The sequence below is a fragment of the Halomonas sp. THAF12 genome, from assembly GCF_009363675.1.
Classification (GTDB): Bacteria; Pseudomonadota; Gammaproteobacteria; order Pseudomonadales; family Halomonadaceae; genus Halomonas; species Halomonas smyrnensis.
Window position 1 is genome coordinate 2234845 of sequence record NZ_CP045399.1, and the last position, 12744, is coordinate 2247588.

Below are 12744 nucleotides of genomic sequence, written 5' to 3' on the forward strand. Positions count from 1 at the left end.
CGCAGCAAGAGCAATGCAAACGATTCACAGTCGTTTATAATCGCCGCACACACTCGACCCGCCGGAGCTCCGACCGTGATTCTCTGCATCGACCAGGCCATCCCTTCCGAGCTGCTGACCCGCGTGCGCGCCACCCTGGCCGACAGCGAATTCCGCGACGGGCGCGAGACGGCCGGCTGGCACGCGCGCACGGTCAAGCAGAACGAACAGGCCGACGGGCGGCGTCCCGATATCGCCGGGCTGCGCCAGGAGATCGCCAGGGTGCTCCAGGCCCATTCGCTGTTCCAGATGGCCGCACGCCCGAAACGCATCAAGCCGCTGATGTTCAGCCGCTACCAGCCGGGCATGTCCTACGGCAACCACGTCGACGACGCGGTGATGGCCACGCCCCAGGGCGCCATGCGCACCGATCTGTCGTTCACGCTGTTCCTCAATGACCCGGACAGCTACGACGGCGGCGAGCTGCTGATGGACACCACGGCGGGCGAGCAGACCTACAAGCTGCCGGCCGGCGGACTGATCCTCTACCCCTCCTCGACCCTTCATCGCGTCGAGCCGGTCACCCGCGGCGAGCGCCTCGCCGCCGTCGGCTGGGCCCAGAGCCAGGTCCGCGATCCACAGCAGCGCGAGATTCTCTTCGACCTGGATACCACCCGCCGCCAGGAGTTCGATGCCAACGGCAAGACCCGCACCTTCGACATGCTGTCGAAGAGCCTGGCCAACCTGCTGCGGATGTGGGCGGAGGTGTGATGCATGGCCTCAGCCTCGCCGCACCTCACGCGGCGAGGCACCGAAGTGCTGTCGAAAGGCCCGGGCGAAGCTTGAGGCCGAGGTGAAGCCACAGGCCAGGCCTACGCTCAGCACCTCGAGGTCGGTCTCCTCGAGCAGGTAGCGGGCACGCTCCAGCCGGAGGCCTAGGTACCAGTCGCGGGGCGAGCGCCCCAGCTCGCGCTCGAACAGCCGCTGCAGCTGACGCAGCGAGACGCCGCTGCGTCTCGCCACCTCGTCCAGGGTCAGCGGCGTCTCCAGGTGTCGCTCCATCACATCGACGGCCTCCGCCAGCCGCGGGCTATGGGTCTCCAGGCGTCGCGCCTGGGTCATCCGCTGGGCGTCGTGGCGGGTACGCATGCGCTCGTGAATCAGCTGCTCGGACACGTCGATGGCCAGCCGCTGGCCATGGCGCCGGGCGATCACGTCCAGCGCCATGTCCATGGCGGCCGCACCACCGGCGCAGGAGAAGCGCCGCTTGCCCACCTCGAACAGCTCGTCGGAGGTTTCGATGGCCGGAAAGCGCTCGCGGAAGGCCGGCAGGCTCTCCCAGTGAAGGGTCACGCGCTCACCCTCCAGCAGCCCCGCCGCGGCCAGCAGGAAACCGCCGGTATCGAGGCCGCCCAATGCGCAGCCGGCCCCGTCCAGCCGATGCAGCCAGCGCATCAGCCCACGGCTCAGGTAACGCTCGGGGTCGAAACCGCTGCAGACCGCCACCGACGCGGGATGATAACGCGCCTCGATGTCCTGATCGGCCAGCAGCGTCATCCCGTTGGAGGCCGTGACCGGACCACCGTCCTCGCTGATCAGCCGCCATTCGAACAGCGTCCGACCGCTGATGCGGTTGGCGATGCGCAGCGGCTCCACGGCCGAGAAGAAGGCCATCATCGAGAAACGGGGCAGCAGCAAGAACCCGATCGGCTCGGGCAAGGGGCCGGCATAGTCGAGACGCATGGACATCTAGGGGGTAACGAAAGGTTGGCTCATCATGACCGGCCGGGCTCCGAGTCACAAGCCGCCACGACCGCGGTGGCCACGCCACGACCGCGATTGCATCGACCCGCACGCGCTCTACAATCGGGGATCCCATTCTGCCGCCGCGACGAGGCCCATGAGACTGACGCCCGACGTCCCCGCCCCGGAGCGGATCGACTTCCTGCTGCTGCCGCGCTTCGCCATGGTGGCGTTCTTCTCGGCCGTGGAGCCGCTGCGCATCGCCAATCGCATCCAGGGCGAGACGCTGTTCGAATGGCGGCTGATCGGCCGCGACGGCGAACCGGTGGTCGCCTCCAACGGCATGACCCTGGCGGTCGATCACGCCCTGTCCGATGCACCGCTCGCCCCCAGCCTGGCGGTATGCGCCAGCTTCGAGCCGGAGGCCACCATCGACCAGACGCTGGTCGACTGGCTGCGCGAGCGTGCCGCCGCGGGCTGCCGGCTGGGCGGCATGGACACGGGCTGCTTCGTGCTGGCTACCGCCGGGCTGCTCGACGACCAGACGGTGACGCTGCATTGGGAATCACTGCCCGAGTTCCGTGCCCGCTTTCCAGGCATCGACGCGGTGGAGTCGCTCTACGAGGTGACACCGGAGGGGTTTTCCTGCGCCGGCGGCAGCTCGGCCATCGACATGAGCCTCGACCTGATCCAACGCCGCCACGGGCTGCCGCTGGCGGAGCAGGTCCGCGACCAGCTGCTGCACGACCAGGGGCGTCGCCCGGCCAGTCGACAGCGTGACCCCATGCCCGAGGATCCGACGCTCCACCGCGCCCTGGGCCTGATGGATGCCAACCTGGAAGCGCCACTGGAAATTCGTCGACTGGCCGACGAGCTCGACCTCTCCTGGCGGCGGCTGGATCGGCTGTTCGCGCGTCATCTGGGCACGTCGCCGCAACGGGCCTACCTGGCGCGCCGGCTGGACCACGCCCGGCGGCTGCTGCGGGAGACCCGGCACAGCGTGATGGACGTCGCCGTGGCCTGCGGCTTCGCCTCCGCCTCCAGCTTCACCCGCGCCTTCCGCCAGCGGCATGGCATGACGCCCAGCGAACTTCGACAGCGGCGCTGAGTCCCGACACCCGAACTCCGCTCCGACACCCCAAGACGTTCGCCGCGTTGACACACGAACGCCCACACGGTTTCACTTGAAACCAAATGAGCCGTGACAAGAGAAGCCCCCATCATGACAGCCGCCTGGCAGCAATACCGCAGCGCCCCATCCCTGGGCACCCGCGTGGCGCACGCCGTCGACCTGCCCGAGCACGGGCACCTGAGCCTGTCCGTGGCAAGCGAACGAGGCCGCTTCCCGCTGCTGGTGGTGCGCCTCTCCGACGCCACCCTGGTCGCCTATGTCAACGCCTGCCCGCACCAGTACCTGCCCCTCGACCAGCGCGGCGACCGTCTGCTCAGCGACGATGGCGAGACGCTGCGCTGCACCAACCACGACGCCGTCTTCGCCACGCGCAGCGGCGAAGGCGTGGGCGGCCTGGGGACGGGCTGCGCCCTGGACCCGGTCCCGGTGCATCTGGAGAACGACTGGCTGATCATCGGCAATGTGTCGGAAAACGCCTAGCCCGGCGCCTGCCTGTCGAATTGTGCACAGCCGGTGTCGAATCCTGCCGCGAGTCAGCGGGGCTGTGTTGGCATCCTGAGCACAACATTCATCGCTCGAGAGACGCCCCATGACCGACGACACACTGCCCCTCACCCCCGACTACGACGCCTGGCCGATCGACGCCGACCTCGACGCCGTCTCCTTCACGCCGCGCCTGGTCACGGTGCGCTGGAGCGACGGTCGCGTCAGCCGCTATCACAGCATCTGGCTGCGCGAGAACGCGGGCGACGAGACCACCGTCAACCCGGCGACCCGGGAGCGTATCCTGGACCTCTCTGCGCTGCCGGCCTGGCCGGAGGTCGTCGAGGCCGAGATCGACGCCGCCGGCGCCCTGTGCGTGACCTTCGCCCCCGAGGACCGCCGCCTGCGCTTCCATCCGGGCTGGCTGCGCGCCAACGACTACGACAACGCCACCGATCCCGAGGCGCCACTGGTGACGGTCACCACCTGGCAGGGGGGACCCGGCGAAGGCCCCGACACCATCGACGGCAGCGGCCTGCTGGAGACCGACCCGGGCAGCGAGGCCGAAGAGGCGATCCTCGCCCCGGCGCTGGAGTCAGTGCTCGCCAAGGGCCTGGTGCGGCTGCGCCACACGCCCACCGAGCCCGACTCGCTCGCGGCCATCGCCAAGCGTATCGGCCCGATCCGCGACACCAACTTCGGCGGCCTGTTCAACGTCAAGGCCAAGCCGAACCCGGACACCAACGCCTATACCTCCATCGCCCTGCCGCCCCACGTCGACCTGCCGACCCGCGAGTACCAGCCGGGCCTGCAGATGCTGCACTGCCTGGAGAACAGCGTGGAGGGCGGCCAGGCGGTGATGCTCGACGGCTTCGCCGTGGCCGAGGCGCTGCGCGAGCGCGACCCCGAGGCCTTTGCCACCCTGACTCGAGTGCGCTGGTGCTATGCTAATACCGCCAAGACCACCGACTACGTCTGGTTCGAACCGATGATCCGCCTCGACGAGCGGGGCGAGCTGCTCGAGGTGCGCATCGCCGACTTCCTGCGCGGCCCGCTGCAGACCGCCTTCGAGGACGTGGAACCGGCCTATGAGGCCCTGATGACCCTGCAGCGGCTGCTGCGCGACCCGGCCTTCGCCATCCGCTTCACCTACGCGCCGGGCGATCTGGTGATCTTCGACAACCGCCGCCTGCTGCACGCCCGGGACGCCTTCGAGGGCGACAGCGGCCACCGCTGGCTGCAGGGCTGCTACGTGGAACGCGACGAGATCCGCTCCCGCTACCGCATGGTCCAGCGCGCTCGCCGGCAGCGGCGGGTCAGCGCAACCGCCTAACCCACACAACCCGGGAGCCAGCCTCTTGAGCGCCCACGACTCGTCGCCCACAACCACCCTCTCGGCCGCATGGAGCCTGTGGGCGCTATTGCTCGGCGTCGGTCTACTGATGCTGGGCAACGGCTTGCAAGGCAGCCTGCTCGGCATTCGCGCCGCCGAGGAGGCATTCGGCAATACCGTGACCGGTCTGGTGATGTCGTCCTACTTTGTCGGCTTCCTGGCCGGCTCGACCCTGACCCCGCGCAAGCTGCGTCAGGTCGGCCATATCCGGGTGTTCGCGGCCCTGGCCTCGATCACCTCAGTGGCCATCCTGGTGCACGTGCTGTTCATCGATCCCTGGGTCTGGGCCGCCATGCGCCTGATCACCGGTTTCGCCTACGCCGGCCTCTACGTGGTCACCGAGAGCTGGTTGAACGGTCACGCCAGCAATCGCCTGCGCGGACGCCTGCTGGCCTTCTACATGGTGATCACCTATCTGGGCATGGGCGGCGGCCAGCTGCTGCTCAATGTCGCCGACCCCGGCGGCATGGTGCTGTTTTTGATCGTGTCGATCCTGATGTCGCTGGCCCTGGTGCCGATCCTGCTCAGCTACACCCCCCAGCCGGACACCGGCACCCCCGAGGCCATGAGCCTGCGACGCTTGTATCGGCTGGCACCGCTGGGGACACTGGGCTGTCTGCTGACCGGCATCACCAACGGCAGCGTCTTCGGCATGGGGGCGGTATTCGCCACCGGCAGCGGCCTGGCGGTGGATCAGGTCGCCGCCTTCATGGGGGCCTTCATCCTCGGCGGCGCCCTGCTGCAATGGCCACTGGGCAAGCTCTCGGACAAGACCGACCGCCGGGTGATCATCGTGGCCGTTGCCGCCATCGCCACCGGGCTGTCGCTGGCCGGCCTGCTGCTGGAGCCCGGGCATGCCCTGCCGCTGACGCTGCTCGGCGTGCTGCTCGGCGGCACCACCCTGACCCTCTACTCACTGCTGCTGGCCTGTGCCAACGATGCCCTCACCCCGTCTCAGACGGTGGCGGCGAGCAGCAGCCTGGTGCTGGCGCTGGGCATCGGCGCCATCCTCGGCCCGCTGAGTACCGGGCTGCTGATGGATGCCATCGGCCCCGATGGCTTCCTGTGGGATCTGGCGCTGATACATGCCGTCATCGTCGTCTTCGGCGGTTATTGCCTGGTGCGCCAACCGGCCACCGGCGTCGAGGAACACGGTCACTACGTGGCGGTGCCCGCCGGCACCGCACCGCTGGGCGCCACCTGGGTCGAGGAGGCGGCCAGCGAGCCCAGCCAGCTGGAGCTGGGCCTGGTGGAGGCCGCACCCGAGGCGACACCGGACGACGCGGCCGACTGAGCCCTTAGCCCGGGCCTCGGGCCGCCGTGTCCCTGGGCGCTTCCCCGAAGCGGGCCCGATAGGCCCGGGAAAAATGCGCGGGATGCGTAAAACCGGTGGCCAGGGCGGCCTCGGATACGGTGCAGTGGCTGCCGGCCAGCAGCCGCTGCGCCCAATCCAGACGCATGCCGGAATAGCACTGCTTGGGGGTCTCGCCGAAATGGGCCAGAAACAGCCGCGATAGCTGCCGCTGGGATTGGCCCGCCAGGCGGCAGATCTCGGGGATCGGCAGCGCCTGGGCCAGGTTGGCCTCCATCACCGCCAGGCTCTTCACCACGCTGCGCGGCAGATTCGCATAGCGCGCCGTCGTGAAGGCGTCGGACGTCCCTCCCTCCTCATCGGCCGGTACATCCTGGCGATCATGAACCAGCTGGCGGCTCACCGCATCGGCCAGCGCCGGTCCGTAATCCCGGGCGATGCGATCCAGCATCATGTCGATACCGGTGGTCCCCCCGGCGCCGGTCTGACGCGTCGCATCGGACTCGAAGCGCTTGCGGCTGATCGAAAGCCACGGAAAGTCGCGGCGAAAGGCCGGCACGCTCTCCCAGTGCAGTGCCACCCGGTGCCCCTCCAGCACCCCGGCCCGCGCCAGGATGAAGGGCGCGGTATCCAGCCCACCCAGCCAGCCACCGTGAGCCGCCACTCGGCGCAGTACCGCGCGATCCTGGGCCATCACCGTGGCCTCCGCCTCGTAGGACGACACCACCATCAGGTGGGCATCGTCGGGCACCTCGGCCAGCCGGCCGTCCACCTCGATGCGCACGCCGTTGCTGGCCACCACCCCATCGCCATCCACCGAGCGCAGCCGCCAGGCGAACAGGTCGCGCCCGAAGCGGTTGGCCACCCTCAACGGCTCGAGCATGCAGAACAGCGTCAGCATCGAGAACTTGGGCAGCAGCCAGACCTCCAGGGTCTGCTCGGCCTGTTCCGGTGACAGCAGCGGCGGTGAATCCGGCCGCGGATAGGGCCAGGCCGTGGACATTTCATCGCCCATGTCCAAAAAAATTAACCTTATGGCGAATTTCATCAAATTCTACCGCCAATCCGACGTTAGGGTACAGAGGTGTCACGTCATCGGCGCCGCTGACCACGACCGCTCACGCCCTGACCATCCGGAGATTTCTCGCCATGACTGCAAGCGCCAAGGTAACGCTGTCCGCCGACGGCAAGCGCCTGACCCTCGACCTCGATGGCCGTTCTCGCGAGCTCGCGGCCCTGTGGCTGCGCGAGCGCGCACCCGACGCCGAGACCCTGGACCCAGGCACCGGCCAGCGCCTGATCGAGGCCGCCGAGCTGCCCCTGGATCTCGCCGTGGAACACGCCGAGATGGACGGCGATGCCCTGGCCCTGCGCTTCAGTGACGGGCACGCCACGCGCTTTCCGCTGGCCACGCTGGAAGCAGGTGGCGCCCATCATGGCGACATCGTGCCGGGCCGTACCCTGTGGGAGGCCGACGTCACCGCATTGCCCCATGCCGACTTCGCCGCCGCCGTTGCCGACGATACGGCCCTGCTCGGGATGCTCGAGGGGCTGCATCGCCATGGCGTCGTCATGGTCTCCGGCGTGCCCACCGACGAACACGGCATGCAGGCCCTCATCGATCGCGTCGGCCCGCTGCGCCGCACCAACTGGGGCGGCATCGCCGACGTCAGGTCGGTGGCCAACGCCTACGACCTGACCATGACCCAGCGTGGCCTGGAGCCGCATACCGACAACCCCTACCGCGACCCGATCCCGGGCTATATCTGGCTGCATTGCCTGACCAATGCCGCCGACGGCGGCGACAGCACCCTGGTCGATGGCTATCGCGCCGCCCAGATGCTGCGCGAGCGCGACCCGGCGGCCTTCGACTGCCTGACCCGCGTCTCGCCGCGCTTCCACTATCGCGACGAAGACACCTGGCTGGAGAGCGAAGGCCCGCTGATCGAGCTGGACGGCCAGGGCCGGATAAGCCGCGTGCGCTTCAACAACCGCACCGAACGGGTCGACGCCCTGCCGGCGGACGAGCTCGAGCGCTACTACGCCGCGCGCCACGCCTTCTATGCGCTGATCACCTCGGATGAGCTCACGGTGAACCTCAAGCTGGACCCGGGGCAGATGCTGATCATGGACAACTACCGCCTGTTCCACGGCCGCCGTGCCTTTGAGCTGGCCGGCGGCGTGCGCCACCTGCGCCAGGGCTACGTCGATCGCGACAGCACCGCCAGCCGCCGCCTGACCCTCCGCCACCGGCTGAGCGACGTCGCCATCCCCGAGGAGGTCGCATGAACCAGGCCCGTTTTCGCCACTTCGGCGAGGCCAACCGCGACGAGTGGGCGCTGATCGACGATCGCTTCCGCGACTACGTCGCCGACGCCCCACGCCGGGTGCTCGAGCACCTGCACCGCCTGGCCGGCGATACCCACGGCTACCCGGTGGATCGCTACGAGCACTGCCTGCAGACCGCCTCGCGCGCGCTGCGTGATGGTGCCGATGAGGAGATGGTGGTCTGCGCCCTGCTCCACGACATCGGCGACGACCTGGCACCGGCCAACCACGCCGAGATCGCCGCGGGCATCCTCGAGCCGTTCATCGATCCGCTCAACGCCTGGATGATCCGTCATCACGAGCTGTTTCAGGGCTATCACTACCGCCACTACTTCGGCCTCGATCGCCACGCCCGCGAACAGTTCCGTGACCATCCGGCCTATGGGCGCACGGTGCGCTTCTGCGACGACTGGGATCAGGCCAGCTTCGACCCGGACTACGACACCCTGCCGCTCGAGCACTTCGTGCCGATGGTGGAGCGGGTGCTGACGCGGGCGCCCTTCGGCGGCCTGCCGCCCATCGTCGAGGAGGAGACTCGTTCATGAACTGCGCCCGACACCTCATCGCCCTGCTCGAGGCCCACGGCGTCGACACCGCCTTCGGCATCCCCGGCGTGCATACCATCGAGCTGTATCGCGCCCTGGGCGACAGCGGCCTGAGCCATGTCACTCCGCGCCACGAGCAAGGCGCCGGCTTCATGGCCGACGGCTACGCCCGGGCCAGCGGCAGGCCCGCGGCCTGCTTCATCATCTCCGGCCCCGGCATGACCAATATCGCCACCGCCATGGGCCAGGCCCTGGCCGACTCGGTGCCGATGCTGGTGATCTCCAGCGTCAACCAGCGCGCCACCCTGGGCCGCGGTCAGGGGCGGCTGCACGAGATGCCGCACCAGGGCGAGACGCTCTCGGGCGTCAGCGTGTTCAGCCACACCCTGCATGACCCGGCGGCGCTGCCCGAAGTGCTGGCCCGCGCCTTTGCGGTGTTCGCGAGCGCCCGCCCGGGCCCGGTGCATCTCGAGATCCCGCTCGACGTGATGATCGCCTCCGCCCCGGAGGCCGTGCCGACACCGGCAGCGGTGTTTCCACCCGCCCCCGCACCCGAGGCGCTGGCCCGGGCCGGCGAGTGGCTGGCAGGCGCCGAGCGCCCGCTGGTGCTGCTCGGCGGCGGCACCGCCGCCGCGCCGGAGACCGCCCGGGCCCTGGTCGAGCGCCTCGACGCCCCGGCCTTCACCACCATCAACGCCAAGGGCGTGCTGGGCCTCGACCATCCACTCGATCTCGGCGCCACCCAGAGCCTGCCCGCGGGACGCCGGCTGGCCGCCGAGGCCGACGTGGTGCTGGCGATCGGCACCGAACTCGGCGAGACCGACTACGACCTGGTGTTCGACGAGGGCTTTCGGCTCGACGGCCGTCTGATCCGCATCGACATCGACCCGCAGCAGCTGGGCCGCAACCAGGCCGCGGATCTCGCCCTGCTCGCCGAGGCCGGCCAGGCCATGCGCGCCCTGCTCGACGTCCTGCCCGAGGGGGCGAATCGCGACGGGGCCATCCGCACTGCCGCCGTGCGCGAGGCACTGGCGCTGGCCGTGGATCCGGAGCTCGCGCCCTATGTGCCGCTCTTCGCCACCCTGCGTGAGGCGTTGCCCGAGGCGATCGTGGTCGGCGACTCCACCGGCCCGGTCTACGCCGGCAACTTCCTGGCCGCGATGCCGGCGCCGAGGCGCTGGTTCAACGCCGCCACCGGTTTCGGCACCCTCGGCTATGGCCTGCCCGCCGCCCTGGGCGCTGCCGTGGCAACCCCGGACCAGCCGGTAGTCGCCCTGGTCGGCGACGGCGGCCTGCAGTTCGTGCTCGGCGAGCTCGGCACCGCCCGCGACCTGGGCCGGCCGGTGGCCCTGGTGATCTGGAACAACGACGGCTACGACGAGATCCGCCGCTACATGTCGATGAGCGAGGTGCCGCATCTCGGCGTCGACCTGGCCGCCCCGGACTTCCGCGCCCTGGCCGAGGCCTACGGCTGCCGCCATCTCGGCGTCACCGACCCGGCGAGCCTGCACGACGCCCTGGGCCGGCTTTGCGAGGCGGAAAGCCCGCTGATCATCGAGGTCGATGCCGCCGCCTGGGCGGCATCACTCTGAACGTTCGTCCTCCCCTTTCCATGGCCGGCCCGAGCCGGCCCACTCCACAAGGAGACGTCGAAACATGAAGACGCAGACCACGACCCTGACCCTGAGCCTGATCGCCGGCCTGACCCTGGCCGGCCCGGCACTGTCGAACGACCGCGACGACCGCCTTCGCCTGGTCGTGCCGCCCTGGCCCGGCGTGACCGTGAAGAGCGAGATCTTCTCACAGCTGATCGAGCCGCTGGGCTATACCACCGAGACCCTGGAAATCAGCTCGACGGTGGGCTATAGCACCCTGCAGAGCGGCGACAGCGATGCCTTCCTGGCCGGCTGGATGCCCGCCCAGCAGGAGAGCTACGACGCCGCCATGGAGGCCGATGCCATCGTCGACCTGGGCAACAACGTCAACGGCGCCCGCATGGGCTTCGCGGTGCCCGACTACGTCTACGAGGCCGGCATCACCCGCGCCGAACAGCTCGCCGCCCCGGCCATCGCCGAGCGCTTCGAGCGGACCGTCTACAGCATCGAGAGCGGCTCGACGATCACCGACATGATCGACGGCGCCATCGACAGCAACACCCACGGGCTCGAGGGCTGGGAACTCATGGCCTCCTCGACGCCAGGCATGCTCAGCGAGGTCAATGGCGCCGTGGAGCAGCAGCGCTGGATCCTCTTCTACGGCTGGACACCGCACTGGATGGTGCCCGAATACGACGTGCACATCCTCGACGACTCGGCCGATATCTTCGGCGCCGACGGCGGCCGCAGCGACGTCAAGACCATCGTCGCCAAGGGCTATGCCGAGGCCAACCCGAACCTCACTCGCCTGCTCGATCAGTTCGAGCTCAGCGCCGACGAACAGAGCGAGTTCATCCTCGAATACAGCCTCAAGGAGCGTGAGCTCGAGGACGTCGCCCATGAGTGGCTGGTCGCCCATCCCGAGCGCGTGGCCAGCTTCCTCGAGGGCGTCACCACCCGCGACGGCGAGGACGCCCTGACCGCGTTCAAGGCCAGCCTCTAGGTGGCCCGACCAGATTCACGACAGAGCGAGACATCGATGCGTTATTCCCGACTGACCGAGCGGATCGCCGGCGAGGGCGCCGCCGCCTGGGACATCCATAACCGCGCTTTGGCCCGCCGGGCCGCCGGCGAGGACATCACCGTGCTGTCGGTGGGTGACCCGGACTTCGACACCCCGGCGCCGATCGTCGAGGGCGCGGTGAAAAGCCTGCGCGCCGGCGCCACCCACTACCCCGACGTGCAGGGTAAACTCGCCCTGCGCGAGGCCATCGCCGAGCGCTACCGCGCCCGCGGCCTGGAGGTCACGCCGGAACGGCTGATCGTGATGTCCGGCGCCCAGTGCGGGCTCTACGCCGCCGCCCAGTGCCTGCTCGATCCGGGCGATGAGGTGATCGTCCCCGAGCCGAGCTACGTCACCTACGAGGCGGTGCTGCAGTCCACCGGCGCGCGCATGGTGCACATCCCCCTGCGCGGCGACGCCGGCTTCCGCCTGGACGTGGCCGACCTCGAGGCGGCCATCACCCCGCGCACCCGGGCGATCCTGCTCAACAGCCCCCACAACCCCACCGGCCAGCTGATCGACGCCGCGGCCTGGGAGGACATCGCCGCGCTGTGCCGGCGTCACGACCTGTGGCTGATCTCCGACGAGGTCTATGCCGAGCTGATCTTCGAGGGCAAACACGTCTGCGCCGCGAGCCTCCCCGACATGGCCAGCCGCACCGTGGTGATCGACAGCCTCTCCAAGTCGCATGCCATGACCGGCTGGCGACTGGGCTGGGTGCTGGGCCCGGCCCCCCTGATCGAGCATATGAGCCACCTGGCGCTGTGCATGCTCTACGGCTGCCCGGACTTCATCCAGGACGCCGCCCGCGATGCCCTGCGCGAGCCCCTGCCCGAGCTGGACGCCATGCGCGAGACCTATCGTGGCCGCCGCGACGCCGTGGTCGCCGCCCTCGCCGGCTGCCCGGCGCTGGAGGTCATCACGCCCGCGGCCGGCATGTTCCTGATGATCGATATCCGCGCCACCGGGCTGTCGTCCCAGGCCTTCGCCGACCGCCTGCTCGACGAGCAGGGCGTCTCGGTGCTGTCCGGCGAGGCCTTCGGCCCCTCCGCCGCCGGCTTCGTGCGCCTGAGCCTGACCGTCGACGTCGCCCGCCTGAACGACGCCTGCCAGCGCCTGGCTCGCGTCGCCGAACGGGCCCGCGCCGGCTCCCTTTCCACCACCGAGTGAG

12 protein-coding genes are annotated in these 12744 nt (G+C 69.5%); 10 read left to right on the top strand and 2 right to left on the bottom strand.

Features of this window, described 5'->3' with window-relative positions:
* Nucleotides 1–75 precede the first annotated feature (75 nt).
* A complete protein-coding gene (locus tag FIU88_RS10220) occupies nucleotides 76–750 on the top strand; it encodes a Fe2+-dependent dioxygenase (protein ID WP_152479148.1) in 675 nt (224 codons plus the stop codon).
* Nucleotides 751–759: 9 nt separating this feature from the next.
* On the opposite strand, the gene FIU88_RS10225 is transcribed toward FIU88_RS10220, so the two are convergent.
* Nucleotides 760–1722 carry a GlxA family transcriptional regulator gene (locus FIU88_RS10225; RefSeq protein ID WP_152479149.1) on the bottom strand — a complete coding sequence of 321 codons (963 nt, stop codon included), beginning with the start codon at nucleotides 1720–1722 and terminating at the stop codon, nucleotides 760–762.
* A gap of 157 nt (nucleotides 1723–1879) precedes the next feature.
* Here FIU88_RS10225 and FIU88_RS10230 point away from each other — a divergent pair, with 157 nt between their 5' ends.
* The 4 genes from FIU88_RS10230 (at nucleotide 1880) to FIU88_RS10245 (ending at nucleotide 6024) form a co-directional block, all read left to right on the top strand.
* Nucleotides 1880–2830: a GlxA family transcriptional regulator gene (locus tag FIU88_RS10230; RefSeq protein ID WP_152479150.1), complete on the top strand. Its 951-nt coding sequence runs from the start codon at nucleotides 1880–1882 to the stop codon at nucleotides 2828–2830.
* A gap of 114 nt (nucleotides 2831–2944) precedes the next feature.
* Complete coding sequence (locus FIU88_RS10235; protein ID WP_152479151.1) at nucleotides 2945–3334, top strand: Rieske 2Fe-2S domain-containing protein; 390 nt, start codon at nucleotides 2945–2947, stop codon at nucleotides 3332–3334.
* Between the two features lie 109 nt (nucleotides 3335–3443).
* Nucleotides 3444–4670 (top strand): TauD/TfdA family dioxygenase, encoded by a 1227-nt coding sequence (locus FIU88_RS10240; RefSeq protein ID WP_152479152.1) that lies wholly within the window; start codon nucleotides 3444–3446, stop codon nucleotides 4668–4670.
* A gap of 25 nt (nucleotides 4671–4695) precedes the next feature.
* Nucleotides 4696–6024: an MFS transporter gene (locus FIU88_RS10245; protein WP_253742496.1), complete on the top strand. Its 1329-nt coding sequence runs from the start codon at nucleotides 4696–4698 to the stop codon at nucleotides 6022–6024.
* A gap of 4 nt (nucleotides 6025–6028) precedes the next feature.
* On the opposite strand, the gene FIU88_RS10250 is transcribed toward FIU88_RS10245, so the two are convergent.
* A complete protein-coding gene (locus tag FIU88_RS10250) occupies nucleotides 6029–7045 on the bottom strand; it encodes a GlxA family transcriptional regulator (protein ID WP_253742498.1) in 1017 nt (338 codons plus the stop codon).
* Nucleotides 7046–7191: 146 nt separating this feature from the next.
* On the opposite strand from FIU88_RS10250, the gene FIU88_RS10255 reads away from it, so the two are divergent.
* The 5 genes from FIU88_RS10255 (at nucleotide 7192) to FIU88_RS10275 (ending at nucleotide 12743) form a co-directional block, all read left to right on the top strand.
* Nucleotides 7192–8331, top strand: coding sequence for a TauD/TfdA family dioxygenase (locus FIU88_RS10255; protein WP_152479154.1), 1140 nt, complete (start codon nucleotides 7192–7194; stop codon nucleotides 8329–8331).
* Nucleotides 8328–8915: an HD domain-containing protein gene (locus FIU88_RS10260; protein WP_152479155.1), complete on the top strand. Its 588-nt coding sequence runs from the start codon at nucleotides 8328–8330 to the stop codon at nucleotides 8913–8915. The genes FIU88_RS10255 and FIU88_RS10260 overlap by 4 nt, the downstream gene beginning before the upstream one ends.
* Nucleotides 8912–10507 (top strand): 5-guanidino-2-oxopentanoate decarboxylase, encoded by a 1596-nt coding sequence (locus FIU88_RS10265; RefSeq protein WP_152479156.1) that lies wholly within the window; start codon nucleotides 8912–8914, stop codon nucleotides 10505–10507. The genes FIU88_RS10260 and FIU88_RS10265 overlap by 4 nt, the downstream gene beginning before the upstream one ends.
* 64 nt (nucleotides 10508–10571) lie before the next feature.
* Nucleotides 10572–11513, top strand: a complete 942-nt coding sequence (locus FIU88_RS10270; protein ID WP_152479157.1) for an ABC transporter substrate-binding protein — start codon at nucleotides 10572–10574, stop codon at nucleotides 11511–11513.
* A gap of 36 nt (nucleotides 11514–11549) precedes the next feature.
* Complete coding sequence (locus FIU88_RS10275; RefSeq protein ID WP_152479158.1) at nucleotides 11550–12743, top strand: pyridoxal phosphate-dependent aminotransferase; 1194 nt, start codon at nucleotides 11550–11552, stop codon at nucleotides 12741–12743.
* Nucleotide 12744 lies beyond the last annotated feature (1 nt).

Bases quoted from the DNA above. Each gene is read 5' to 3' on its own strand.
- FIU88_RS10250 (WP_253742498.1), bottom strand. From the start codon at position 7,045: ATGTCCACGGCCTGGCCCTATCCGCGGCCGGATTCACCGCCGCTGCTG.
- FIU88_RS10275 (WP_152479158.1), top strand. From the start codon at position 11,550: ATGCGTTATTCCCGACTGACCGAGCGGATCGCCGGCGAGGGCGCCGCC.
- FIU88_RS10230 (WP_152479150.1), top strand. From the start codon at position 1,880: ATGAGACTGACGCCCGACGTCCCCGCCCCGGAGCGGATCGACTTCCTG.
- FIU88_RS10225 (WP_152479149.1), bottom strand. From the start codon at position 1,722: ATGCGTCTCGACTATGCCGGCCCCTTGCCCGAGCCGATCGGGTTCTTG.
- FIU88_RS10260 (WP_152479155.1), top strand. From the start codon at position 8,328: ATGAACCAGGCCCGTTTTCGCCACTTCGGCGAGGCCAACCGCGACGAG.
- FIU88_RS10235 (WP_152479151.1), top strand. From the start codon at position 2,945: ATGACAGCCGCCTGGCAGCAATACCGCAGCGCCCCATCCCTGGGCACC.
- FIU88_RS10255 (WP_152479154.1), top strand. From the start codon at position 7,192: ATGACTGCAAGCGCCAAGGTAACGCTGTCCGCCGACGGCAAGCGCCTG.
- FIU88_RS10270 (WP_152479157.1), top strand. From the start codon at position 10,572: ATGAAGACGCAGACCACGACCCTGACCCTGAGCCTGATCGCCGGCCTG.
- FIU88_RS10265 (WP_152479156.1), top strand. From the start codon at position 8,912: ATGAACTGCGCCCGACACCTCATCGCCCTGCTCGAGGCCCACGGCGTC.
- FIU88_RS10240 (WP_152479152.1), top strand. From the start codon at position 3,444: ATGACCGACGACACACTGCCCCTCACCCCCGACTACGACGCCTGGCCG.